The sequence below is a fragment of the Microbacterium phycohabitans genome, from assembly GCF_032464935.1.
In the GTDB taxonomy this organism is placed as follows: domain Bacteria; phylum Actinomycetota; class Actinomycetes; order Actinomycetales; family Microbacteriaceae; genus Microbacterium; species Microbacterium phycohabitans.
In genome coordinates, this window is sequence record NZ_JAWDIT010000006.1 from 91,589 (window position 1) to 115,486 (window position 23,898).

The 23,898-nt window shown below is 71.2% G+C and carries 20 protein-coding genes; 7 read left to right on the forward strand and 13 right to left on the reverse strand.

Annotated features, from left to right (window positions below; all coding sequences use genetic code 11):
* Positions 1 to 3: 3 nt before the first annotated feature.
* Complete coding sequence (locus RWH44_RS15240; RefSeq protein WP_298875476.1) at positions 4 to 384, reverse strand: SCO2097 family morphological protein; 381 nt, start codon at positions 382 to 384, stop codon at positions 4 to 6.
* A gap of 64 nt (positions 385 to 448) precedes the next feature.
* On the opposite strand from RWH44_RS15240, the gene RWH44_RS15245 reads away from it, so the two are divergent.
* A complete protein-coding gene (locus RWH44_RS15245) occupies positions 449 to 1,528 on the forward strand; it encodes a polyprenyl synthetase family protein (RefSeq protein WP_316005236.1) in 1,080 nt (359 codons plus the stop codon).
* Between the two features lie 145 nt (positions 1,529 to 1,673).
* Here the strand turns inward: RWH44_RS15245 and RWH44_RS15250 are convergent, their stop codons facing one another.
* A complete protein-coding gene (locus RWH44_RS15250; RefSeq protein ID WP_298875471.1) occupies positions 1,674 to 2,018 on the reverse strand; it encodes an Rv2175c family DNA-binding protein in 345 nt (114 codons plus the stop codon).
* 149 nt (positions 2,019 to 2,167) lie between these two features.
* Between RWH44_RS15250 and RWH44_RS15255 the strand changes: the two genes are divergently transcribed.
* Together RWH44_RS15255 and pknB are read left to right on the forward strand one after the other, a co-directional pair.
* The gene (locus RWH44_RS15255) at positions 2,168 to 3,181 is read left to right on the forward strand and encodes a LysM peptidoglycan-binding domain-containing protein (protein ID WP_316005237.1); all 1,014 of its coding nucleotides are present in this window, start codon (positions 2,168 to 2,170) and stop codon (positions 3,179 to 3,181) included.
* Between the two features lie 54 nt (positions 3,182 to 3,235).
* Positions 3,236 to 5,188 (forward strand): Stk1 family PASTA domain-containing Ser/Thr kinase, encoded by a 1,953-nt coding sequence (gene pknB / locus RWH44_RS15260; protein WP_316005238.1) that lies wholly within the window; start codon positions 3,236 to 3,238, stop codon positions 5,186 to 5,188.
* 78 nt (positions 5,189 to 5,266) lie between these two features.
* Here the strand turns inward: pknB and RWH44_RS15265 are convergent, their stop codons facing one another.
* From RWH44_RS15265 to RWH44_RS15275, 3 genes are read right to left on the reverse strand one after another with little or no spacing between them, the layout of a single operon-like run.
* Positions 5,267 to 6,604 carry a class II 3-deoxy-7-phosphoheptulonate synthase gene (locus RWH44_RS15265; RefSeq protein ID WP_298875462.1) on the reverse strand — a complete coding sequence of 446 codons (1,338 nt, stop codon included), beginning with the start codon at positions 6,602 to 6,604 and terminating at the stop codon, positions 5,267 to 5,269.
* A 9-nt stretch (positions 6,605 to 6,613) separates the two neighbouring features.
* Complete coding sequence (locus RWH44_RS15270; protein ID WP_316005239.1) at positions 6,614 to 7,327, reverse strand: lysophospholipid acyltransferase family protein; 714 nt, start codon at positions 7,325 to 7,327, stop codon at positions 6,614 to 6,616.
* Positions 7,328 to 7,329: 2 nt separating this feature from the next.
* The gene (locus RWH44_RS15275; protein WP_298875782.1) at positions 7,330 to 8,265 is read right to left on the reverse strand and encodes an ROK family glucokinase; all 936 of its coding nucleotides are present in this window, start codon (positions 8,263 to 8,265) and stop codon (positions 7,330 to 7,332) included.
* Between the two features lie 213 nt (positions 8,266 to 8,478).
* Here RWH44_RS15275 and RWH44_RS15280 point away from each other — a divergent pair, with 213 nt between their 5' ends.
* Positions 8,479 to 10,305 (forward strand): AMP-dependent synthetase/ligase, encoded by a 1,827-nt coding sequence (locus RWH44_RS15280; protein WP_316005240.1) that lies wholly within the window; start codon positions 8,479 to 8,481, stop codon positions 10,303 to 10,305.
* A gap of 302 nt (positions 10,306 to 10,607) precedes the next feature.
* Here RWH44_RS15280 and def read toward each other — a convergent pair whose 3' ends face one another.
* From def to RWH44_RS15295, 3 genes are read right to left on the reverse strand one after another with little or no spacing between them, the layout of a single operon-like run.
* Complete coding sequence (def, locus tag RWH44_RS15285) at positions 10,608 to 11,099, reverse strand: peptide deformylase (RefSeq protein WP_316005241.1); 492 nt, start codon at positions 11,097 to 11,099, stop codon at positions 10,608 to 10,610.
* Positions 11,096 to 13,909, reverse strand: coding sequence for a nucleotide-binding protein (locus RWH44_RS15290; RefSeq protein ID WP_316005242.1), 2,814 nt, complete (start codon positions 13,907 to 13,909; stop codon positions 11,096 to 11,098). Before RWH44_RS15290 ends, def begins: the two co-directional genes overlap by 4 nt.
* 46 nt (positions 13,910 to 13,955) lie before the next feature.
* Positions 13,956 to 17,363 (reverse strand): pyruvate carboxylase, encoded by a 3,408-nt coding sequence (locus RWH44_RS15295; protein WP_316005243.1) that lies wholly within the window; start codon positions 17,361 to 17,363, stop codon positions 13,956 to 13,958.
* 68 nt (positions 17,364 to 17,431) lie between these two features.
* Here RWH44_RS15295 and RWH44_RS15300 point away from each other — a divergent pair, with 68 nt between their 5' ends.
* A complete protein-coding gene (locus tag RWH44_RS15300) occupies positions 17,432 to 18,244 on the forward strand; it encodes a ParA family protein (RefSeq protein WP_298875452.1) in 813 nt (270 codons plus the stop codon).
* Between the two features lie 217 nt (positions 18,245 to 18,461).
* On the opposite strand, the gene RWH44_RS15305 is transcribed toward RWH44_RS15300, so the two are convergent.
* The 3 genes from RWH44_RS15305 to RWH44_RS15315 form a co-directional block, all read right to left on the reverse strand.
* The gene (locus RWH44_RS15305) at positions 18,462 to 19,007 is read right to left on the reverse strand and encodes a MerR family transcriptional regulator (RefSeq protein ID WP_298875449.1); all 546 of its coding nucleotides are present in this window, start codon (positions 19,005 to 19,007) and stop codon (positions 18,462 to 18,464) included.
* Positions 19,008 to 19,103: 96 nt separating this feature from the next.
* Positions 19,104 to 19,790 (reverse strand): transcriptional regulator FtsR, encoded by a 687-nt coding sequence (gene ftsR, locus RWH44_RS15310; protein WP_298875447.1) that lies wholly within the window; start codon positions 19,788 to 19,790, stop codon positions 19,104 to 19,106.
* Complete coding sequence (locus RWH44_RS15315) at positions 19,790 to 20,278, reverse strand: FHA domain-containing protein (protein ID WP_437127305.1); 489 nt, start codon at positions 20,276 to 20,278, stop codon at positions 19,790 to 19,792. Before RWH44_RS15315 ends, ftsR begins: the two co-directional genes overlap by 1 nt.
* Positions 20,279 to 20,858: 580 nt before the next feature.
* Here RWH44_RS15315 and RWH44_RS15320 point away from each other — a divergent pair.
* Both RWH44_RS15320 and lpdA read left to right on the forward strand, forming a co-directional pair.
* A complete protein-coding gene (locus RWH44_RS15320) occupies positions 20,859 to 21,506 on the forward strand; it encodes a copper resistance CopC family protein (RefSeq protein WP_316005244.1) in 648 nt (215 codons plus the stop codon).
* Between the two features lie 9 nt (positions 21,507 to 21,515).
* On the forward strand, positions 21,516 to 22,913 hold the full coding sequence (lpdA, locus tag RWH44_RS15325; protein ID WP_316005245.1) for a dihydrolipoyl dehydrogenase: 1,398 nt from the start codon (positions 21,516 to 21,518) through the stop codon (positions 22,911 to 22,913).
* A gap of 72 nt (positions 22,914 to 22,985) precedes the next feature.
* Here the strand turns inward: lpdA and RWH44_RS15330 are convergent, their stop codons facing one another.
* A complete protein-coding gene (locus tag RWH44_RS15330) occupies positions 22,986 to 23,630 on the reverse strand; it encodes a CYTH domain-containing protein (RefSeq protein WP_316005246.1) in 645 nt (214 codons plus the stop codon).
* Positions 23,627 to 23,854, reverse strand: a complete 228-nt coding sequence (locus RWH44_RS15335; protein WP_298875436.1) for a response regulator — start codon at positions 23,852 to 23,854, stop codon at positions 23,627 to 23,629. Before RWH44_RS15335 ends, RWH44_RS15330 begins: the two co-directional genes overlap by 4 nt.
* Positions 23,855 to 23,898 lie beyond the last annotated feature (44 nt).

The window sequence follows — 23,898 nt, forward strand, 5'->3', positions numbered from 1 at the left end:
GGCTTACGGGCCTTCGCGACGTCGGTCCCAGCGGTCGTTCATGCGGTCCATGAACGACGAGCCTGCGGCGCGAGGCGCACGAGCCTTGGGAGACTGCTTCGAGAGGGGAGCGGAGCCTCGCGTGGGGGTGACGGCGAACACGACGCCGCCCACCATGAGGAGGAAGCCCAGGACGCCGACCGCGATGCCGAGGAACCCCGTGTTGAAGCCGATCGAGACACCCACCACGAGGGCGCCGAGACCGGCGAGGACGAGGATCGACCCGAGGACGATGTTGCGGTAGCTGAGGGCGCGACTGGGAGCGGAAACGACATCGGTGTCGTTGCTCATGAGATGGCGCTCCATCTCATCAAGCAGGCGCTGCTCCTGTTCGGAGAGTGGCATGCATCCCCCTCTATGGTGTGGTGCGGACGATTCTACGTGCGGCGTGGATCACTAGGCTAGGCCCGTGACGACCTCCCCGGAACCGATCGAAGCTGTTTCCCAGCGACTCGACAAGTTCCTCTCCGAACAGCTATCGTACGCCTCCGCCCTGGGTCCCGAGGCCGAGACCCTCACCCGCTCCGGAGCGTCCGCGTTGCGCGGCGGCAAGCGTCTGCGCGCACGGTTCTGCCTCACCGGATGGCACTCCGTCGCGGGCGGCCCACGACGCTTCGACGACGCCGCCCTCGCCGTGGCGACGGCGCTCGAGATCTTCCACGCCGCCGCCCTCGTCCACGACGATCTCGTCGACAACTCCGACACCCGCCGAGGGCAGCCGGCCGCCCATCGTGCCCTGCAGAACGGCCACCGCGCGGCCGGCTGGACCGGCGACTCCGATGCCTTCGGTCGCTCGGGTGCCATCCTCCTGGGCGATCTGCTCGTCGCCTGGAGCGACGATCTGCTCGAGGAGGGGCTCGCCGACGCGCCGACGGCGGCGGCGACCCGACGGGCCTACGCGCAGATGCGCCGCGACGTCACGATCGGCCAGTTCCTCGACGTGGCCGAGGAGTCCGCGTACACCGTCTACCCCGACGACACCCACGCCGATCGGGCGCTGCGGGTGGCCTCGTACAAGTCGGCGCGGTACAGCATCCAGCAGCCCCTCCAGATCGGCGCCGCCCTCGCGGGTGCCGATGACGCGCAGCTGGCCGCGCTGGGCCGCTTCGGACACGACGTGGGCATGGCGTTCCAGTTGCGCGACGACGTGCTGGGCGTGTTCGGGGACACCGCCGAGACCGGCAAGCCCGTGGGCGACGACCTCCGCGAGGGCAAGCGCACGGTGCTGGTCGCCTACGCCCGCGAGCGCCTCGCGCCCGAGGACCGGCGAAACGTCGACGCGCTGCTCGGCGATCCGGCGTTGGATGCCGAGCAAGTCGGCATCCTGCAGCGCACCATCGTCGACACCGGCGCACTCGCGCGCACCGAGGAGCTCATCGCCGATTACGCCCGCCGCGCGGACGACGCCCTCGCCGACGCCCCGCTCGGCGCCGAGGCGGTCGCGGAACTGCGCGCGCTCGCGACGGCGGCCACTCAGCGCACCGCCTGAGCGCCCGCTCGGCCAGCGCTCGCGTCGATGCGGCGGCGTCCCCGCGGGCGACCGCGCGGCGATGACACCACGTCGAGCGACCGCCCGACGGCGTCGAGCAGGCGCTCAGGCGCTCAGGCGCTCAGGCGCTCAGGCGCTCAGGCGCTCAGGCGAGGGTCGCGGCGACCCGTCGCACCTCGCTCTTGCGACCGGCCAGGAGCGCCTCGATGGGCGCCATGCCGATGGTCTCCTCGGGGGTGAGGAGCCAGTCGATGGTCTCGTCGGGGTCGAAGCCCGCGTCGTGCAACACGATGATCGTGCCGCGCAGCGCCGGCAGCGGACGCCCGTCCGCGAGGAACACCGCGGGGATCTTGAACACGCCGTCGCGGCGCGAGCCCACGAGATAGTTCTCGTCGATGAGCCGGCGCACGCGCCCCAGGGACTCGTCGAGGAGTTCCACCAGGTCGGGGATCGTCAGCCAGTCGGTGGGGTAACGGGAGGTGTCGGTCACAGAGCCATGATCTCATCCCTCGTGGCCCGGTTCCCTCGGCGGCGTGACGACGAGCCGCTTTCACATCCGTCACAGGAGCCTCATGCGTTGACATCCGTCACGACGCGTGTCACGGTGGCGGGCAGTCGGAAGAACGGAATCCCCCCACCATGAGACGACTCCCGCTGTCCCCCCTGCCCTCTCGGCGCGCGAGCTCCTGGCCCGCCGCCGCGGTGTGGCCGGCCGCCGTGGCCGGAACCATCGCCCTCACCCTGACGGGGGAGAACGCGGCGCACGCCGCTCCCCCGGCGCCGGCGCTCGCCGTCATCCCTCCCGCACCGCGCGCGGTCGGACCGATCGCTCCGCTCGCCGCGACGATCGCTGCGGCGACGTACACCGTCCAGCCCGGCGACACCGTGTGGGCGATCGCCCGAGCGCACGGTCTCGACCCCGCGGCGGTGAGCGCGGCGAACGGCCTCGGCGCCGACGCGATGATCCGCCCCGGCCAGGTCCTCGCCCTCACGGTCGCCGCAGCCGCCCTGGCCGCCCCCGCCCCGCCCCAGGCCCCGGCGCTGACGACGCACGAGGTGCGCCCCGGCGACACCGTCTCGGCCATCGCCCGGGCCGCCGGCGTGTCGGTCGACGCCGTGCTCGCGGCGAACGGCCTCAGCCGGGCGTCGATCATCTACCCGGGCGACGTCCTGCAGATCCCCTCCTCCGCGGCCTCCCCGGCCCCCGCTCCGGCCCCCGCCTCCGTCGGCCCCGCGACCGCTCCGGGACTGGACGCCGAGCAGAGCGAGAACGCGCGCCTCATCATCCGCATCGGACGCGAGCTCGGCGTCTCCGACCGCGGCATCCTGATCGCCCTCGGAACCGCGATGCAGGAATCGTGGCTGCGCAACCTCGACTGGGGTGACCGCGATTCCCTCGGACTCTTCCAGCAGCGACCCAGCGCCGGATGGGGCAGCGCCGAGCAGATCCTCGACCGCGAGCGCTCGACACGGGTGTTCTACGGCGGGTCGAGCGATCCCAACGGCCCGGCGCCCCGGGGTCTGCTCGACATCCCGGGCTGGGAGTCGCTGCCCTACGCCGACGCCGCCCAGGCGGTGCAGATCTCGGCCTACCCCGACCGCTACGCGCAGTGGGAGCAGCCCGCGACGGTCTGGCTCGCCGTTCTGGGATGAGGTCGGGGTGAGCCGCTCCCCGGGCTCACAGGGGGCCGTCCGTAGACTCGACCTGTGAGCACGAGTCAGCAGGCAGACCCGCTGATCGGCCGTCTCGTCGACGGCCGGTACCGGGTGCGCGCGCGCATCGCGCGGGGCGGCATGGCGACCGTGTACGTCGCGACCGATCTGCGGCTGGAGCGCCGGGTCGCCCTGAAGGTCATGCACGGCCACCTCAGCGACGACACCGTGTTCCAGAGCCGGTTCATCCAGGAGGCCCGCTCGGCCGCGCGCCTGGCCGATCCCCACGTGGTCAACGTCTTCGATCAGGGCCAGGACGGCGAGATGGCCTACCTCGTCATGGAGTACCTGCCCGGCATCACGCTGCGCGAGCTCCTGCGCGAGCACCGCCGGCTCACCGTGGACCAGACGCTGACGATCATGGACGCCATCCTCTCGGGGCTCGCGGCGGCACACCGCGCGGGCATCGTGCACCGCGACGTGAAGCCCGAGAACGTGCTGCTCGCAGAAGACGGACGCATCAAGATCGGCGACTTCGGCCTCGCCCGCGCGACCACCGCCAACACCGCCAGCGGGGCCCAGCTGATGGGCACCATCGCCTACCTGGCCCCCGAGCTCGTCACGCGCGGCACCGCCGACGCCCGCAGCGACATCTACTCGCTCGGCATCATGCTGTACGAGATGCTCGCCGGAGAGCAGCCTTACAAGGGCGAGCAGCCGATGCAGATCGCCTACCAGCACGCGACCGACTCGGTGCCGCGCCCGAGCGTGAAGAACCCCGCGGTGCCCGAGCAGCTCGACGAACTGGTCCTGTGGGCGACCGAGCGCGAGCCCGATGATCGTCCGCTCGATGCGGGCACGATGCTCGAGCGCCTGCGCGCCATCGAGAAGGATCTCGGCCTGGCCCCCCAGGTCGCCCGGGCCGTCTCGGTCGGCACGGCGGGTGCCGCCTCCCCGGCCGAATCGCGGGAGCTCACGAAGGTCCTGCCGCAGACGGCCGCGGTCCCCTCGGCCACGGTCGACGAGCCCGACAACGCCGCTCGTCTGCGCTCCCGTACGCGGCGCCGCACCGCCCGCGGCGCGTGGATCCTCGTGCTCGTCCTCCTCCTCGCCGGCGGTGCCGGGCTCACGGGCTGGTACTTCGGCTCCGGTCCCGGCTCGCTCGTCGGCGTCCCCGACGTCGCGGGCCGCAGCTACGACGAGGCGCAGGCACTCCTCGCCCAGGAGCAGCTGCAGGCGCAGCGACAGGACGTGAACGATCGCGAGATCCCGGCCGGAACGACGGTGGGATCCGATCCCGCCCCGGGCGAGCGACTCGACAAGGACACCGTGGTGACCGTGCTGGTCTCGATCGGACCCGCCACCCACCAGATCCCCGCGCTCAGCGGACGCAGCGCCGACGACGTTCGCGCGGTCTTCGAGTCCGCCTTCGTCGGCGTCGGCGACGACCCCGCGCGTGAATTCACCGACGCGGCGGACGGCACCGTGCTCAGCGCGTCGATCGTCCCCCGCTCCGGCGGCGACGCCTTCGCCTGCACGGACGGCTGCACGGTCTACGAGGGGGATGCCGCGACGCTGGTCGTGTCGCTCGGACCGATCCCCGACGTCACGGGCGAGACGCGGTCCGCCGCTGAACGCTCCCTCGACGGCGTGGGTCTTTCGACGTCGGTGTCGGAGGAGTACAGCAACAGCGTGGCATCCGGTGTCGTGATCGGCATCGGCGACCGCGACGGCGGCGGCAACTGGCGCCCCGGCGACACCGTTCCGCTGCGCGTGTCGATCGGCCCCAAGCCCGTCGAGATCCCGGGGAACATCGTCGGGATGTCGATCCGCGACGCCGTCGCCGCCCTCGACGCCCTCGGGTTCGAGGTCAACGCCGGCATCGACGACGGCACCCTGCCCCTCGGCTTCAAGTACTGGGACATCTACAAGGTGCGGGCGACGAACCCCAAGGCCGGGACCACCGCGCCGCAGGGCTCGACCATCACGCTCACCCCGACGCTGTAGGCAGCCGGTATCCGGCATCCGGAAACGACGATGCCCCCGTCCGCAGCGGACGGGGGCATCGCTCGTATCGGGTGCGGGTCAGCGCTTCTCGAGCTCCTCTGCCACGAGGAACGCCAGCTCCAGGCTCTGCCGGTGGTTCAGTCGCGGGTCGCACAGGCTCTCGTAGCGCGTCGCGAGGGTGGCCTCGTCGATCTGCTCGGAGCCGCCCAGGCACTCGGTGACGTCGTCGCCGGTGAGTTCGACGTGGATGCCGCCGGGGTGCGTGCCGACCGAGCGGTGCGCCTCGAAGAATCCGCGCACCTCGTCGACGACGTCGTCGAAACGACGCGTCTTGTAGCCGGTGGGCGTGGTGATGCCGTTGCCGTGCATCGGGTCGGTGACCCACAGCGGCGTGGCGCCGGAGTCGCGCACGGCCTCGAGCAGCGGGGGCAGGGCGTCGCGGATCTTGCCCGCACCCATGCGCGTGATGAACGTCAGACGCCCGGGCTCGCGCTCGGGGTCGAGCTTGTCGATCAGCGCAAGCGCCGTCTCGGCCGTGGTGGTGGGGCCGAGCTTGACGCCGATGGGGTTGCGGATCTTCGAGAAGTAGTCGACGTGCGCGCCGTCGAGCTCGCGCGTGCGCTCACCGATCCACTGGAAGTGCGACGAGGTGTTGTAGGGCAGGCCCGTGCGCGAGTCGATGCGGGTCATCGGGCGCTCGTAGTCCATGAGCAGGCCCTCATGACCGGTGTAGAACTCCACGCGGGTCAGCTCGTCGAAGTCGGCGCCGGCCGCCTCCATGAACTTGATCGCGCGGTCGATCTCGGTCGCCATGCTCTCGTACGCCTGGTTGGCGGGCGTGCTCGCGAAACCCTTGTTCCAGCTGTGCACCTCGCGCAGGTCGGCGAAACCGCCCTGCGTGAACGCGCGGATGAGGTTCAGGGTCGACGCGGCCGTGTGGTAGCCCTTGAGCAAGCGCGCGGGGTCGGCCTTGCGGGACTCCTCGGTGAAGTCGTAGCCGTTGACGATGTCGCCGCGGTAGGCGGGCAGGGTCACGTCGCCGCGCGTCTCGGTGTCGCTCGAGCGGGGCTTGGCGAACTGCCCGGCCATGCGGCCCATCTTCACGACGGGCATCGACGCGCCGTACGTGAGCACGACCGCCATCTGCAGGACCGTCTTGATGCGGTTGCGGATCTGTTCGGCGGTCGCACCGGCGAACGTCTCGGCGCAGTCACCGCCCTGGAGGAGGAACGCCTGACCGGCGGCGGCACGAGCGAGACGATCGCGCAGGATGTCGACCTCACCGGCGAACACCAGCGGCGGGAGGGTCGCGAGCTCGGCGGATGCCGCGGCCACGGCGCCCTCGTCATACCACTGGGGCTGCTGCTTGATGGGCAGGGATCGCCAGTGGTCGAGGTCGTGGAGCTGCTGATTCACCCCTGAAGTCTAGTGGCGCGACGACGGCGCCTTCGCCGCCTGCGCGGTGGCGAGACGGTCCTTCACGGTCGAGGCGTAGACGTCTTCGTAGCGCTGTTCGCCGAGGCGCTGGAGGGCCACCATGATCTCGTCGGTGACCGAGCGCAGGACGTAGCGGTCGCCCTCCATGCCCTCGAAGCGGGAGAAGTTCAGGGGCTCCCCGATCACGATGCCCACGCGACCCACGCGAGGCAGACGCTGACCGATCGGCATCACCGCACCGGTGTCGACCATGACGACGGGGACCACCGGCACCCGAGCCTCGAGCGCCATGCGCGCGATGCCCGTGCGTCCGCGGTAGAGCGTGCCGTCGGGGCTGCGGGTGCCCTCCGGATAGATGCCGAGCAGCTCGCCGCGGCCGAGGACGCCGAGGCCCGTGTTCAACGACGCCTCCGACGCCTTGCCCCCCGAGCGGTCGATGGGCAGCTGGCCGGTCGCCTGGAAGAACATCCGGGTCGCCCAGCCCTTCAAGCCCTTGCCGGTGAAGTAGTCGCTCTTGGCGAGGAACGCCATGCGACGGTCGATCATGAGCGGCAGGAAGATCGAGTCGGAGAACGACAGATGGTTGCTGGCGAGGATCGCCGCCCCCTCCGCGGGGATGTTGCGCCGGCCCACCATCCACGGCCGGAACACGGCCTTGATGACCGGTCCGATGACCACGTATTTCATGAGCCAGTAGAACATCGTCAGCGCTCCTTCCCGGCGAGGTCGGCGACCCCGATGAGACCGGCGTCGTTGCCCAGGCGCGCGATCGCGAATTCGGCGACCGGACGTTCACCGTACCCCGGCAGCGACGTCTCGTACGCGAGCTTCACCGGTTCGAGCAGGTCGGCGCCCAGCTGCGCCACTCCCCCGCCGATCACGAACATCTCGGGGTCGAGCACGGCCTGGAAACCGCCGCACGCCTCGCCCAGGGCGGTCGCGACCCGACGCAGGGCCTCGACGGCGCCCGGGTCGCCGGCCAGCACGAGACGCGAGACCGCGGGCCCGGGGATGGCGCCCCTCTCGGCGCGGACGGCCGCCAGAGCGGCGCCGATCCCGCCTTCGTCGGCGATGGTGTTGGCTTCGCGCTGCAGCGCGCGCCCCGAGGCGTACTGCTCCAGGCATCCGTTCTGTCCGCAGCCGCACGGGTGGCCGCCCCGGACGAAGCGCATGTGCCCGAGCTCGGCACCGATGCCGTGTCCGCCGCGGAACAGCTCGCCGTCGGTGACGACGGCGCCGCCGACGCCCGTCCCCATCGTCAGCATGACCATGTCGCGGACGCCCCGACCCGCACCGAAGCGGTACTCGCCCCAGCCCGCGGCGTTCGCGTCGTTCTCGATCGTGACCGGGGCGTCGAGGCGCTGCTCGAGGCGTGCGCGCAGAGGTTCGTCGCGCCAGTCGATGTTGGGGGCGTAGATGACGGTGCTGCGGTCGCGGCTGATGAAGCCCGCCGCGGCGACGCCGATGGCGTGCACCTCGTGCGCGCGGCGCAGGTGGTCGGCCATGTCGACCACGGCATCCACGAGGGCCGAGGGGTCGATGGGGGTGTCGACGCGGAGCTTCTCGATGATGGTGCCGTCGTCGTCGACGACGCCGCCCGCGATCTTCGTTCCCCCGATATCGATGCCGACGTTGCGCACCGCACTCCCTTCCGGGCCCACCGAGAGGGTGGCCCGGAGCAGTCTAGCCATGCCGGGCGGCGCGCGAGCCTCGCCCCGCTCCCGGGGCGGCGCGCGAGCCTCGCCCCGCTCCCGGGGCGGCGCGCGAGCCCCGCCGTGCTCCCGGGCCGCCGCGAGCCGTGCCGATAGACTGATGGACCGCTCGACGTTCTTTCCGGTGCCGAAGGAGTTACCGTGATCCAGTTCGACCTTCCCCCAGTCGTTCCCGCCGATCCCGACGCCAACGCGTCCGATCTGCTCGCCGACCGCGTCCGCGCGACGCCCGACCGGCCCCTGTTCGCCGTCCCCGAGGCCGGAGGCTGGCGCGACGTGACGGCGGTCGAGTTCGAGCGGCAGGTCATCAGCCTGGCGAAGGGCTTCATCGCCGCCGGCATCCAACCGGGCGAGAAGGTCGGCTTCATCGCCCGCACCACCTACGACTGGACGCTGGTGGACTTCGCGCTCTTCTACGCCGGCGCCGTCATGGTGCCGGTGTACGAGACCAGCTCCCCCACGCAGATCTCGTGGATCCTGTCGGATTCCGGTGCCATCGCCGTCGTGGTGGAGTCCGCCGAGCACTCCGAGCGGCTCGACGAGGTGCGCAGCGACCTGCCCCTCGTCCGCGAGGTCTGGGCGATGCACACCGGCGCCCTCGACGCGCTCGTCGCGGGCGGCACGCACATCACCGACGAAGAGGTCGAGCGCCGCCGTCACCTCGCGAAGGCCTCCGACATCGCGACCCTCATCTACACCTCCGGGTCGACCGGGCGCCCCAAGGGCTGCGTCCTGGTGCACAGCAACTTCGTCGAGCTCGCGCGCAACTCGGCCAAGGCCCTGCACGAGGTGGTCGAGACCCCCGGAGCCTCGACGCTGCTGTTCATCACCACGGCGCACGTGTTCGCGCGGTTCATCTCGCTGCTCAACGTGCACGCGGGCGTCAAGACGGGCCACCAGCCCGACACCAAGCAGCTGCTGCCCGCCCTCGGGACCTTCCAGCCGACCTTCCTGCTCGCCGTGCCCCGCGTGTTCGAGAAGGTGTACAACTCCGCGGAGCAGAAGGCCGAGGCGGGCGGCAAGGGCAAGATCTTCCGCGCCGCCGCCGACGTCGCGATCGAGCACTCGCAGCGCCTGCAGGAGGGGAAGAAGATCTCCCTCCCGCTCAAGCTGAAGTTCGCCCTGTTCGACAAGCTCGTCTACTCCAAGCTCCGGGATGCCATGGGTGGACGGGTCGTCTACGCGGTGTCGGGATCGGCCCCGCTCGGACCCCGCCTGGGCCACTTCTTCCGCAGCCTCGGCGTCGTGATCCTCGAGGGCTACGGCCTGACCGAGACCACCGCGCCCGCGACGGTGAACCTGGCCACGAAGTCGAAGATCGGCACCGTCGGACCCGTCCTCCCCGGTGTGGGGGTCCGCCTCGCCGACGACGGGGAGATCCAGGTGCGCGGCATCAACGTCTTCCGCGAGTACTGGCAGAACCCCGAGGCCACGGCCGAGGCCTTCGACGGCGAGTGGTTCAAGACCGGCGACATCGGCGCCTTCGACAGCGACGGCTTCCTCGCGATCACGGGCCGCAAGAAGGAGATCATCGTCACGGCCGGGGGAAAGAACGTCGCCCCCGCCGCGCTCGAGGACCCCATCCGGGCGAATCCGATCGTCGGCCAGGTCGTCGTCGTGGGCGACCACAAGCCGTTCATCGCTGCCCTCGTCACGCTCGACCCCGAGATGCTGCCGACGTGGCTGGCCAACAACGGCCTCCCCGCCGACATGTCGCTGGAGGACGCGAGCACGAACGACAAGGTGCGCGCCGAGGTGCAGGGCGCGATCGACCGGGCCAACACGCGCGTCTCGCGCGCGGAGTCGATCCGCAAGTTCACGATCCTCCCGACCGAGTGGACCGAGGCCAGCGGCCACCTGACCCCGAAGATGAGCATCAAGCGCAACGTCATCGTCGCCGATTTCGCCGACGCGATCGAGGACATCTACGCCGTGCCCGTGAACACGACGAACGTCTCGCTCCCCTGACGACGTGGATGCCGAACGGCCCGGTCCCCACGGGGGCCGGGCCGTTCCGTCTCTCCGCGCGCAGTCCGGATGACCTCGCAACCGCGGCCGCGCGCACAACCTCCGCGATGCGCGCAACCTCTGCCCGCAACACCGCGAAGCAGCGGAGCTTACGCACATCGCGGACAATGCATGAACGCCGACACGGATCATGTCCCGCGCGCGGGCGCCGCGACGCGCACGCCCTCCGGCATCCGCACTGCCTCAGTCCGCACCACCGCGAATCGCCGCGGCAACCGCGTCGAGCGGCGCGGCCCCTCGGGTCAGAACCAGTCGCTCTCGCGCACCTGTCGCATCGCCTCGCGGCGGGTGTCGGCGGGCAGGCGCGAGAGGTAGAGCATTCCGTCGAGGTGATCGGTCTCGTGCTGCAGAGCCTGCGCGAGCAGTCCCTCGCCCTCGAGCACGATCTCCCGGCCGTCGAGGTCGATGCCGACGACCTTCGCCCACGGATACCGGATGGCGTCGTGCCACAGGCCGGGCACCGAGAGGCAGCCCTCCCCCACCGCCTGGGGTTCGCCGCGCGTCTCGACGAGGACGGGGTTGATCACGTACCCGATGTCGCCGTCGATGTTGTAGCTGAACGCCCGCAGCCCGACCCCGATCTGCGGAGCGGCGACACCCGCGCGTCCGGGCAGTTCGACCGTGTCGAGCAGGTCTTGGACGAGCGCGCGGACACCGTCGTCGATCTCCTCGATGGGCGCGCTCGGCGCGCGCAGCACCGGATCGCCGAACAGGCGGATGGGACGGACGCTCATGCGGTGGCCACCGGGGCGCGAAGACCCTCCACGACGGCGGCGGCGAGTTCGCGCGCGGCCTGTCGCGTGCCGGGCTGCAGGTCACGGAACGTGATCGCGCTGCCCGCGGCGATCCGCGCGTCGTACGGCATGCGGATGACGGTGCGCACCCGCGACCGGAAGTGCGACTCCAGTTCGCTCTCGCGCACCAGCGGCGCGCCGGGGCGGGAGTTGTTCAGCACCACGACGGCGTCGCGCACGCGCGCTGCGTAGCCGTTGGTCTCGAGCCACGTGAGCGTCTCGGACGCCAGTCGCGCCTCGTCGACGGAGAGCCCCGCGACGATCACGAGCGTGTCCGCGAGCTCGAGGGTGGCACCCATGACGGAGTGCACGATCCCGGTCCCCGTGTCGGTGAGCACGATGGAGTAGTAGTGCGCGGCGACGTCGGCGACCTGACGGTAGTCGTCGTCGCTGAAGGCCTCCGACTGGCGCGGATCCGAATCGGATGCCAGCACGTCGAGGCGCGTGGCATCCCGGGCGACGATCGAGGAGACGTCGTTGTAGCCGGCGACGTCGTCGTGGGCACGCACGAGGTCGCGCACGGTGCGGCCGTTGGGACGGCCGACGCGGTCGGCGAGGGTGCCGCGGTCGGGGTTCGCGTCGACGGCGATGATGCGGTCGTCGCGCGCGTCGGCGAGGGCCATTCCCAGCAGCGAGGTGACGGTGGTCTTACCGACCCCGCCCTTTCGCGAGAGCACGGGCACGAAGCGCGCCCCGCCCGCGAGGGGAGCCGAGATGCGTCGGTCGAGGTCTTTGCGCTGGCGTGCACGACGCCCGTCGCCGAGGTTGATGCGGTGACGCGACGCCGAGTACACCAGCTGCTGCCACAGGCCCTCGGGCTCCGGGCGACTGATCTGCTTCGGGTCGAGCAGGCGGTCGGCCGTGAGCAGGTCGGCGCTCTCGCGGGAGTCGTCGATCTGTCCGATGCGCTTCGAGGTCAGCGCGACCTCGGGCGCGGGCGTGCGCACGCGTTCCATGGCGTGGGCGCGATCCACTCGCGCGGCCTCCTCGGCGCTGCGGGCGGCGTCGTCGGCCTGGTGGGCTCGACGGCGGGTGAGCGGAACCGTCCCGATCACGCCGGTCGCGGCGCGCTCGGCGCGCGTGGTCGGAACGCTCCCGGTCGAGGTGGCGGCTGCCGCCGCGGTGGCGGCCGCGGCTGCCGCGGTGGTCGACGCCGGGACGGTGGTCGCGCCGGTCTGCGGCCGAACGTCGTCGGCCGGAGCGGATGCCGACTCCTCGGCGACGCGGGCCGTGAGCAGCATCGCGTCATCGGCGGCGTGCGCGTCGCCCTCGCTCGCGGAGGCGGAGGCCGCCTGCCGGTCGTCGTGGACGGCATCGCTGTGGAGGGCGTCGACGTCAGGGGCCTCGTCGTCGATCGCGGCCTCGACGATCTCGTCGTCGGCCTCGTCGGACGAAGCGGTCTCCGCGCTGTCGGCGGGGACCCACGGAGCGTACGTGAGCGGTTCGGCGGACACGTCGATCGTCTCTTCGTCGAGGGGCTCGGCGGCATCCGCCTCGAAGAGCTCGACGTCGTCGACGATCTCGACGTCGTGGAGGTCGTCGGAGACGGCTTCGGCCTCGGCATCGGCCTCGGGTTCGGCTTCGGCTTCGGCCGGAGCCGGCTCGACGGTGTCGGAGGCGGCGTGCGCGGAGTCGTCCGGCGCTGCGGCGTCCGGGGCGAGCGTCCAGTCGGCGGGCTCGTCACGCGCGGGTTCGTCCTGCGTGGGCTCGTCGGCGGGGTGCGCGTCCGGCTGCGCGAGGGGCGCGTCATCGTCGGAAGCGGCGGCGTCCTCCAGAGACGCGTCGTCGGTCACGACGTCGGCCTGCGCCGCGTCATCCTGCGTCGCGTCATCGCGCGCCGCGTCGTCGCCCCACTGCTCGTCGTGCCCGGCTTCCTCCGCCGATTGTTCCGCCGCGAGCGGCTCGCGCTCGGGGTGGGCGGGCTCGTCGTGCGACGGCGCGTCATCGGCGTCTCGAGACGACGTCTCGTCGGGATCGGCCGCGTCGTCGCCGGAGTGGGCGGTCATCGAGAACCCTCCGTCGACGTCCTCGTCCGCCGAGGCGCGATCGTGCTCGCCGTGGGGGTTCTCGCCGTGTTCGGCGCTCTCCGCATCGCCGTCATCGGGCACGTCCACGTCGGGCACGTCCACGTCGGACGCGTCGGCGGAGGCGTCCGCGTCGTCGTCCGCCGCGTCGCGGTGAGACACGGGCTCCTCGACGGGTTCCGCGTCCCCATGCTCGCCGTCGTGGTGCACGGGCACGGCATCCTGCTCGTCACCCTCGAGGTCGTCGGCGACCGGCCCAGCGGACGCGTCGTGCGACTCGTCGCCCACGACCTCGGCGTCGTGCACGTCGTCGTCGACCGACGCGGCGCCGTGGCGCGGATCGTCGTCGTGCGGGCCGTCATGGCGCGGGTCGTCCCGGTGCGGGTCGTCCCGGTGCGGTTCGTCGTCGTGCGGTTCGAGGATGATCTCGTCGGTCGACAGCTCGTCGACCTCGTCTTCGGGGCGGTCCTCGGGGTCGGAAGCGGACTCGTCGCGCTCCTGGGGGGCGTCCAGCGCGGCGAGGTCGGCATCGTCGAAGGGGATCTCGTCTTCGATCACGTCATCGTCGAGGTCGTCGTCGTCGGTGGCCACCGGCAGGTCGACACTGACCTGTGCGATGTGTCCACCGAGGATGGTGATGCTGGCCGTGTCGAGGTTCCCGTTCTCGTCGAGCACGCCGTGCTCGGCGTTCTCGTCGGGGTTCGCGTCGGTGCGGTCGGGGGTCACTGCAGTCTCCAAACGGGAAGAGGGCGCGAAAGCGCCCCCTCCCAGGCTACTGCGCGGGGCGGATCACCAGCAAAAGATCCCCCGCCTCGACCTGCTGCGTCGTACCGATCGCGACACGCTCGACGACGCCGTCGACCGGTGCCGTGATCGCCGCCTCCATCTTCATCGCCTCGATCGATGCGACCGCCTGCCCCGCCTGCACCCGGTCGCCCGGAGCGGCCTTCATGGTCACCACGCCCGAGAAGGGGGCGGCGACCTGGCCGGGCTTGGACGTGTCGGCCTTCTCGGCCTGACGCGCTTCGACGTCGATCGAGCGGTCGCGAACGAAGACCGGACGCAGCTGGCCGTTCAACGTCGTCATGACGGTGCGCATGCCCTTGTCGTCGGCATCGCCGACCGCCTCGAGCCCGACGAACAGCTGCACGCCCCGCTCGATCTCGACGGTGTGCTCTCCGCCCGGGCGCAGGCCGTACAGGTAGTCGGCGGTATCGAGGACGCTCAGGTCGCCGAAGCGCTCGCGCATCTCGAGGTAGGTGCGCGTCGGAGCCGGGAACAGCAGGTGGTTCAGCCGTGCCCGCCGCTCCGCGGACTCCCCCGACAACGCCGCGGTGTCGGCCTCGGTGAGCGGGGTCACGCCCGTCTTCGCCTCCCGACCCGCCAGCACCTTCGACCGGAACGGCTCGGGCCACCCGCCCGGCAGGTCGCCGAGTTCACCGGCCATGAACGACACGACCGAATCGGGCACGTCGTACTTCTCCGGATTGCGCTCGAAGTCGGCCGGGTCGGCCTTCACCGCGGCGAGGTGCAGGGCCAGGTCGCCCACGACCTTCGACGACGGTGTGACCTTGGGCACGCGTCCCAGGATGCGATCGGCCGCAGCGTACATGTCCTCGATGAGCTCGAAGTCGTCGGCGAGTCCCAGCGCGATCGCCTGCTGTCGCAGGTTCGACAGCTGCCCGCCCGGGATCTCGTGACGGTAGACGCGTCCGGTGGGGCCCGCCAGGCCCGACTCGAACGGACGGTACAGGTGACGCACGGCCTCCCAGTACGGCTCGAGGTCGCTCACGGCCGCGAGATCCAACCCCGTGTCGCGCTCGGTGTGCGCGAGGGCGGCGACCAGAGCCGACAACGAGGGCTGGCTGGTCGTTCCCGCCATCGGTGCGGCGGCGGCGTCGACGGCATCCGCTCCGGCCGCCGATGCGGCGAGCAGCGTCGCGAGCTGACCGCCCGCGGTGTCGTGCGTGTGCACGTGAACCGGGAGGTCGAAACGCTCACGCAGGGCCGAGACGAGCTTCGCCGCCGCCGCGGGGCGCAGCAGACCCGCCATGTCCTTGATCGCGAGGATGTGGGCGCCCGCGTCGACGATCTGCTCGGCGAGGCCGAGGTAGTACTCGAGCGTGTAGAGGTTCTCCGCGGGGTCGAGGAGGTCGCCGGTGTAGCAGAGCGCGACCTCCGCGACCGCGGTACCCGTCTTCAGGACGGCGTCGATCGCGGGCCGCATCTGCGAGACGTCGTTGAGCGCGTCGAAGATGCGGAAGATGTCGACCCCGGATGCCGCGGCCTCGGCCACGAAGGCATCGGTGACCTCCGTCGGGTAGGGCGTGTACCCGACCGTGTTGCGCCCGCGCAGCAGCATCTGGATGGCGACGTTCGGCAGCGCCTGCCGCAGCGCGTCGAGACGCTCCCACGGGTCCTCACCGAGGAAGCGCAGCGCGACGTCGTAGGTCGCGCCTCCCCAGGCCTCCACCGACAGCAGCTCCGGCGTCATCCGGGCGACGTAGGGCGCGACCCGCGCGAGGTCGCGCGTGCGGACGCGGGTGGCGAGCAACGACTGGTGCGCGTCGCGGAAGGTGGTCTCGGTCACGGCGAGGGCGGTCTGCTCGCGCAGCGCTCGCGCGAATCCGACCGGACCCAGCTCCTGCAGACGCTGGCGCGAGCCCGCGGGCGCGGCATCCGCCAGGTCGATGCGCGGGAGCTTGGCGCCCGGGTCGATCGAGAGGGGGTTGTCGCCGTTCGGGCGGTTCACGGTGGTGTCGACGAGCCACGACAGGATCTTCGTGCCGCGATCCTTCGACTCGCGTCCCTTGAGCAGTTCGGGACGCTCGTCGATGAACGAGGTACTGAGGTCGCCCGCGACGAACGCCGGGTCGTCGAGCACGGCCTGGAGGAAGGGGATGTTGGTGGAGACGCCGCGGATGCGGAACTCCGCGAGGGCCCGACGGGCACGCGCGACGGCCGCCGGGAAGTCACGGCCGCGGCACGACAGCTTCGACAGCATCGAGTCGAAGTGCGGGCTCACCTGAGATCCGGCCGCCGTCGTTCCGCCGTCGAGACGGATGCCGGCCCCGCCCGGGGAGCGGTAGGTGGTGATCTTGCCGGTGTCGGGGCGGAAGCCCTGCGTGGGGTCTTCGGTGGTGATGCGGCACTGCAGCGCCGCCCCGCGCAGGTGGATGTCGTCCTGCTGCAGGTGGAGGTCGGCCAGAGTCTGCCCTGCCGCGATGCGCATCTGCGACTGCACGAGGTCGACGTCCGTGACCTCCTCGGTCACGGTGTGCTCGACCTGGATCCGGGGGTTCATCTCGATGAAGACGACCTCGCCGGCTCGGGGACCCGCGGTCTCGAGCAGGAACTCGACGGTGCCCGCGTTCTGGTACCCGATCGACCGGGCGAACGCGACGGCGTAGCGGTGGAGGTCCTGCCGCACGGCGTCGTCGAGGTTCGGCGCGGGCGCGATCTCGATGACCTTCTGGTGCCGGCGCTGCACCGAGCAGTCGCGCTCGAAGAGGTGGACGGTCTCGCCCGCGGCATCCGCGAGGATCTGCACCTCGACGTGGCGCGGACGCTGCACGGCCTGCTCGAGGAACATCCGCGGGTCGCCGAAGGCGCTCTGCGCCTCGCGCATCGCCTCGGCCAGAGCCGGCGCCAGCTCGCCCATGGCCTCCACGCGGCGCATGCCGCGTCCGCCTCCTCCGGCGACGGCCTTGGCGAACAGGGGGAAGCCGATCTGCTCGGCCTGCCCGAGCAGGGCGTCGATGTCGTCCGATGCCGGCGTCGAACGCAGCACCGGGACGCCGGCGGCGATGGCGTGCTCCTTGGCGGTGACCTTGTTGCCCGCCATCGACAGCACCTCGGCGGGAGGGCCGATGAAGGTGATCCCGTTCGCCGCGGCCTTCTCGGCGAGCTCGGGGTTCTCGGAGAGGAAGCCGTAGCCGGGGTAGATGGCGTCGGCTCCGCACTCACGCGCGACGCGGATGATCTCGTCGACGTCGAGGTAGGCGCGCACCGGGTGACCGCGCTCGCCGATCTGGTAGGCCTCGTCGGCCTTCAGACGGTGCAGCGACGCCCGATCCTCGTACGGGTAGACCGCGACGGTGCGCGCTCCGACCTCGTAAGCGGCACGGAAAGCGCGGATGGCGATCTCTCCGCGATTGGCGACCAGGATTTTCGAGAACATGCGCACCTCACGTCAAGCTGGCGGAGCTGAATGTGCTCACAGCCTAGGGGACGGTAACGTGGACTCTCGTGCACGTACTCTCCGTCAGCTCTCTCAAAGGCGGGGTCGGCAAGACGACCGTGACGTTGGGGCTGGCTTCGGCCGCCTTCGCGCGTGGCGTTCGCACTCTCGTCGTCGACCTCGACCCCCAGTCCGACGTGTCGACCGGGATGGACATCCAGGTCGCCGGTCGGCTCAACATCGCCGATGTCCTGGCGAACCCCAAAGAGAAGGTCGTGCGCCAGGCGATCACCTCGAGCGGGTGGGCCAAGGTGCACCCCGGCACCATCGACGTGCTGATCGGCAGCCCGTCGGCCATCAACTTCGACGGTCCGCACCCGAGCGTGCGCGACGTCTGGAAGCTCGAAGAGGCCCTCGCCACGATCGAGAGCGAGTACGACCTCGTGCTGATCGACTGCGCTCCCTCGCTCAACGCCCTCACGCGCACCGCGTGGGCGGCGAGCGACCGCGTCGTGGTGGTCACCGAGCCCGGGCTCTTCTCCGTCGCCGCCGCCGATCGTGCGCTGCGCGCGATCGAGGAGATCCGCCGTGGTCTCTCGCCCCGTCTTCAGCCCCTCGGCGTCGTGGTCAACCGCGTGCGTCCGCAGTCGATCGAGCACCAGTTCCGCATCAAGGAGCTGCGCGACATGTTCGGTCCGCTCGTGCTCAACCCCCAGCTGCCCGAGCGCACCTCGCTGCAGCAGGCACAGGGCGCGGCGAAGCCCCTGCACGTGTGGCCGGGCGACTCCGCGCAGGAGCTCGCCGCCGACTTCGACGCGCTGCTCGACCGCATCGTGCGCACCGGCCGGATTCCGGTCGACAATGAGGCCCCGCAGGCCTGACTCCTTCTCGAGACGCCGTCCCGCTGCCGCGCAGCCGGGGCGGTGTTTCGCTTCGGGTTCGCGGAGGACCCTGAGCCCGTCGAAGGGTCCGGGCGTCGCCACCACCGGTGGCTTCGACAAGCTCAGCCACCTCCCGGCTCAGGCACAGAGCCCGGCGGGGTGGTCGAAAACAGAATCCCGGATGCCGTGGCATCCGGGATCGCGAGAGGAAAGCGCGTCAGGCGGTGCGGGCGGCGCGACGGGCGGCGAGCTCGTCGACGGCCTCGGTCGTCGCGGCCTCGAAGTCGACGAGCGTCGACTCGACCTCGCGGAGAACCTTGCCGACCGCGATGCCGAACACGCCCTGACCGCGGCTCACGAGGTCGATGACCTCGTCGTTCGAGGTGCAGAGGTACACCGAGGCTCCGTCGCTCATGAGCGTCGTGCCCGCGAGATCGCGGATGCCGGCGGCGCGCAGCTGGTCGACCGCGGTGCGGATCTGCTGCAGCGAGATGCCGGTGTCGAGCAGACGCTTGACGAGCTTGAGCACGAGGATGTCGCGGAAGCCGTAGAGACGCTGCGAGCCCGACCCGCTCGCTCCGCGGACCGTCGGAACGACGAGCTCGGTGCGGGCCCAGTAGTCGAGCTGCCGGTAGGTGATGCCGGCGGCGCGGGCGGCGACGGCACCGCGGTAGCCGGTGTCGTCATCCATCTCGGGCAGACCGTCGGTGAAGAGGAGGTCGGTGGCGAACCGGGGTTCACCGAGTGCGTCGCCAGCGTTCATGCTCGCGTCCCTCCTCATCGGCTCGTTGGTTCCACGCTAGATCAGCGAGGGTCCCCCGGCAATGACATCCGCTCCGAGGGCCGCGGCGTGTCGCGATCAGGACAGCATTCGCTCGATCGCGTCGCGGACGAACAGGGTGCGGACCTCGTCGAGACGGCCCGCGAGCTCCGGCGCGAGCTCGCTCGCACGGGCCCGGGAGGCCGCATCGGGGCGACGCAGGAGTGCCGAGAGGGCCGACTCGACGAGCGACACCTCGCGTTCGGCGCTCTGGCGCAGCGCGCGGACGTGGCGCGGTTCGATCCCGTGGCGGTCGAGGGCGACGAGGGCCCGCAGCAGCGTCACGGTCTGCTCGGAGTAGGTCTCGGCGCCCGCGATGACACCGGTGCTCACGGCGTCGTTGAGCAGCTGGGGGCCCGCTCCCGCGGCCGCCAGCAGCTCGTCTCGGCGGTACCGACGCGGCGCGGAGGTCATCGACGGGATCGACGTCGGCGGCGCGGGGTTGCGCCCGGCGTCGAGGTCTTCGAGGTATTCGCGGATGACGACGAGCGGGAGGTAGTGATCGCGCTGCAACGTCAAGGCCAGGCGGAGTCGCTCGAGATCGGCCGGCGAGAACTTGCGATAGCCCGAGTCCGTGCGGGTGGGCGAGACGATGCCCTGCACCTCGAGGAAGCGCAGTTTGCTCGAGGTCAGCGCCGGGAAGTCGGGGGTCAGGCGCGCCAGCACCTGTCCGATGCTGAGCAGCCCCGCAGCCGCCTGACGACCACGGGAGGGGGCTGCCGCCATCAGTGCTCTGCCGCGGGCAGGTCGACCGGCGAACCGAAGAAGTTCAGACGGAACTTGCCGATACGCACCTCGGAGCCGTTGACGAGGGCGGAGCGGTCGACGCGCTCCCCGTTGACGTAGCTGCCGTTGAGCGAGCGCTGGTCGACGATCTCGAACGCCGAGCCCGAGCGGATGATCTCGGCGTGGCGTCGCGAGACGGTCACGTCGTCGAAGAACAGATCGGCCTCGGGGTGACGCCCGACGGTGGTGACGTCGGTGTCGAGCAGGTAGCGGGCCCCGGTGGTGGGACCGGACCGCACGATCAGCAGCGCCGCCCCCGAGGGCAGCGCACCGATCGCCTCGAGCTCGGCCTCGGTGAGGTCGGCTCCGAAGGGGACGAACGACAGATCGGCGTCGTGGGTCTGGGTCGTGTCGTGCGAGCTGTCGCGGGCGGCGGCGTCGGCCGCGCGTCGGATCTCTTCACGATCGAATCGGCTGGTCTCGTCCACGGCTTCTCCTTCATATTCACCATAACCGATCGGTCCGAAACGAACGGGGGGCGACCGACCGCGAGCAGGCCATGGTGATGCGTGATGTGTCTGTTTTCGTCGACACCGGACACCGCGGTTCGGGGCGCGGAAGCGGCCGACGAGACACTCGAACCTATCGACCCGGAGTCCGCTGTGTCGAGTCCACTGACACGACGGGTGTGGCGGGTGAGAACAGCGGTGGAGCGGTCGAGGGGTCGCCGAGACCTTCCGGCGGGCTCAGCGTCCCGGCGCGCGAAGCGGGTGAGGCCCTCGACGCCACCGGGATCTGCGCCGGTCCCGGACCCTTCGACAGGCTCAAGGGCCTGGCGCGCGAAGCGGGTGAGGCCCTCGACGCCACCGGGATCCGCGCCGGTCCCGGACCCTTCGACAGGCTCAAGGGCCTGGCGCGCGAAGCGGGTGAGGCCCTCGACGCCACCGGGATCCGCGCCGGTCCCGGACCCTTCGACAGGCTCAGGGGTCTTGCGAGAGAGGGGGAGGAAGGGCCGGAGGACGCACGCCGGGCGGCCCGTCGCCTCGAGGCCGTCGTTAGGGTCGAAGGATGACGTCCTCTTCGGCGCCGCGTCGGCGCAGCCTCCCCGCCGCCCTGGCATCCCTCCTGTTAGCCGCCGCCGTCCTGCTCGTACCCGCCTCGCCCGCCTCCGCGCACGACGAGCTGGTCTCGACCGACCCGTCGGCCGACGCGGTGCTCGAGACCCTGCCCGAGCGGATCACCCTCACCTTCAGCGCCGACGTCCTCACCGACGCGGGGGCCACGGTCATCGAGGTGACCGACGCGGCCGGGACGTCTCTCGCGGACGGCGCCCCCGAGCCGGCGGGCGCCGAGGTGACCCAGGCGCTGGCGGGGCCGGCATCCGGTGCCGTCACCGTGAAGTGGCGCGTCGTGTCCAGCGACGGACACCCGATCGACGGCTCGTTCGCCTTCACGGTGCCCGAAGCCGCCCCCACCCCGACCGCGACGCCGACGACACCGGCGTCGACGTCTCCCTCCCCCGCCGCCTCCGCCTCCGCCGCCCCCACGGAGGCCGCGACGCCCACCGCGGCACCGGTCGAGGAGTCGTCGGCGGCCTCTCCCCTGCCGTGGATCCTGCTGGCCGTGGCCCTGGTGATCGTCGCGGGCGTGCTCGTGTACGTCTTCGCCTCTCGCGGGCGCCGGAACACCGCCGGTGGCGGCACCGCCGGGCGATAGGCTGGAACCATGCCTCATTACGATCTGGTCATTCTTGGTGCGGGTCCCGGCGGGTACGTCGCCGCTGTCCGCGGTGCGCAGCTGGGACTGTCGGTTGCGATCGTCGAAGAGAAGTACTGGGGCGGTGTGTGCCTCAACGTCGGCTGCATCCCCTCCAAGGCGCTGCTGCGCAACGCCGACCTCGCCCACACCTTCCACGCGAAGGCCGACCTGTTCGGCATCTCGGGCGACGTCACCTTCGACTTCGGCAAGGCCTTCGACCGCAGCCGCAGCGTGGCCGCCGGTCACGTCAAGGGCATCCACTACCTGATGAAGAAGAACAAGGTCACCGAGTACGAGGGTCGCGGCTACTTCGCCGACGACCACACCATCGATGTGACCAAGACCGACGGCTCCAAAGAGCAGCTCACCTTCGACAACGTCATCATCGCCACCGGCTCCACGGTGCGCCTCCTCCCCGGCGTCACCCTCAGCGAGAACGTCGTCACCTACGAAGAGCAGATCCTCACCCGCGAGCTGCCCGAGTCCATCGTCATCGTCGGCGCCGGCGCCATCGGCATGGAATTCGCGTACGTCATGACGAACTACGGCGTGAAGGTCACGATCATCGAGTTCCTCGACCGCGCCCTCCCCAACGAAGACGCCGAGGTCTCGAAGGAGATCCAGAAGCAGTACAAGGGCTACGGCGTCGACATCCTCACCTCGACGAAGGTCGACTCCGTCACCGACCACGGCGACAAGGTCACCGTCGCCTACACGGCGAAAGACGGCTCGACCGGATCGATCGACGCCGACCGCGTGCTCATGTCGATCGGCTTCGCCCCCAAGGTCGACGGCTTCGGTCTCGAGAACACGGGCGTGAAGCTCACCGAGCGCGGCGCCATCGACATCGACGACCACATGCGCACCAACGTGCCGCACATCTACGCGATCGGCGACGTCACCGCGAAGCTGCAGCTCGCGCACGTGGCCGAGGCGCAGGGTGTGGTCGCCGCCGAGACCATCGGCGATGCCGAGACGCAGACGCTCGGCGACTACCGCAACATGCCGCGCGCCACCTTCTGCAACCCGCAGGTCGCCTCGTTCGGTCTCACCGAGCAGCAGGCGCGCGACGCCGGCCACGACATCAAGGTCGCGAAGTTCCCCTTCTCGGCCAACGGCAAGGCGAACGGCCTCGGCGAGCCCGTCGGCTTCGTCAAGCTCGTCGCCGACGCCGAGACGCTCGAACTCATCGGCGGCCACCTCATCGGCCCCGACGTCTCCGAGCTTCTGCCCGAGCTCACCCTCGCGCAGAAGTGGGACCTCACCGCCCTCGAGGCGGCCCGTAACGTGCACACCCACCCGACGCTGTCGGAGGGCCTGCAGGAGGCGTTCCACGGCCTCGCGGGGCACATGATCAACCTCTGATCAACCGATCAACGACGAAGGCCCGCCCGGTTCATCCGGGCGGGCCTTCGTCGTGGGCGAGGGGCGGCGGCGTCAGTGACCCAGGGTGCGGGCCAACTTCGAACCGGATGCCGCGGGGCGGCCCCCGGCGGCGAACACCGCCGCGTCGACCGCCGCGAAGAACGCCTCACGGCCCGCGTCGTCCGTCGGGGCGGCGGCGCCGAGCTCGACCTCCCACTCCCGCCAGGAGGACTCCACGCCCCGGCGCTCGTCGCGCGCACGGACCCGATCGTCGACGAACTCGGCGACCTCTCGGCCCTCGGCATCCCGGAGCGAATAGGCCGTGCGGTGGTTGCGCAGTCGCGCGAGGGCGACGAACGGCGGGCGGGCGATCGCGGCGACGGCATCCAGGACCGCGGGGGGCACGACCGGGTCGGCGTCGGGGTCGGCGTCGGACTCGAGCGGCCACTGCGTCTCGGTGCGGCCGGCGCCCTCGGCGGGGCCCTTCACGTGCCAGCCCGCGTCGGGGCCTCCCGTGCGGCGGCGCATCGCGACCCCCGCACGGGCCAGGTCGGCCGTGGGGGTGTCGAGGTAGCGCGCGTCGAGATCGCGGGGCTCGGGGTCACCGACGGCGACCACCCCGGGGACGGCCGACCAGTCGGGCAGGGGCGTGTCGTCGTCGACGTCGTACTTCGCCTCGACCTCGACGTTCGACGACCCGTTCGGGCCTGCGCTCAATCGTCGCGTCCGTCGGCGTCGGGGTTGATGTCTTCGGTCTCCTCGCTGAAGACGAAGACCGCCTGGGTCGGGCCGTCGGACTCGCCCGTGTTCGTGGGCTCGCCCTCTCGGCGGTAGACGAGCTGACCCTCGCTGTAGGGCATGATCAGCGTGTCGTCGGACTCGTTCTCGAGCGGGATCACCTGCCCGTCGAGCGGGCCTCCGGTCAGTCGTGCAATAGCCATGCCGCCAGCGTAGACCGCGTCGGCGACGGCGCCCCGCGCCTTGA

What these genes read in the sequence shown, in the direction of transcription:
- RWH44_RS15240 (WP_298875476.1), bottom strand. Translation starts at nt 384, where the DNA reads ATGCCACTCTCCGAACAGGAGCAGCGCCTGCTTGATGAGATGGAGCGC.
- RWH44_RS15255 (WP_316005237.1), top strand. Translation starts at nt 2,168, where the DNA reads ATGAGACGACTCCCGCTGTCCCCCCTGCCCTCTCGGCGCGCGAGCTCC.
- RWH44_RS15270 (WP_316005239.1), bottom strand. Translation starts at nt 7,327, where the DNA reads ATGTTCTACTGGCTCATGAAATACGTGGTCATCGGACCGGTCATCAAG.
- def (WP_316005241.1), bottom strand. Translation starts at nt 11,099, where the DNA reads ATGAGCGTCCGTCCCATCCGCCTGTTCGGCGATCCGGTGCTGCGCGCG.
- RWH44_RS15295 (WP_316005243.1), bottom strand. Translation starts at nt 17,363, where the DNA reads ATGTTCTCGAAAATCCTGGTCGCCAATCGCGGAGAGATCGCCATCCGC.
- RWH44_RS15305 (WP_298875449.1), bottom strand. Translation starts at nt 19,007, where the DNA reads ATGAACGCTGGCGACGCACTCGGTGAACCCCGGTTCGCCACCGACCTC.
- ftsR (WP_298875447.1), bottom strand. Translation starts at nt 19,790, where the DNA reads ATGGCGGCAGCCCCCTCCCGTGGTCGTCAGGCGGCTGCGGGGCTGCTC.
- RWH44_RS15320 (WP_316005244.1), top strand. Translation starts at nt 20,859, where the DNA reads ATGACGTCCTCTTCGGCGCCGCGTCGGCGCAGCCTCCCCGCCGCCCTG.
- lpdA (WP_316005245.1), top strand. Translation starts at nt 21,516, where the DNA reads ATGCCTCATTACGATCTGGTCATTCTTGGTGCGGGTCCCGGCGGGTAC.
- RWH44_RS15335 (WP_298875436.1), bottom strand. Translation starts at nt 23,854, where the DNA reads ATGGCTATTGCACGACTGACCGGAGGCCCGCTCGACGGGCAGGTGATC.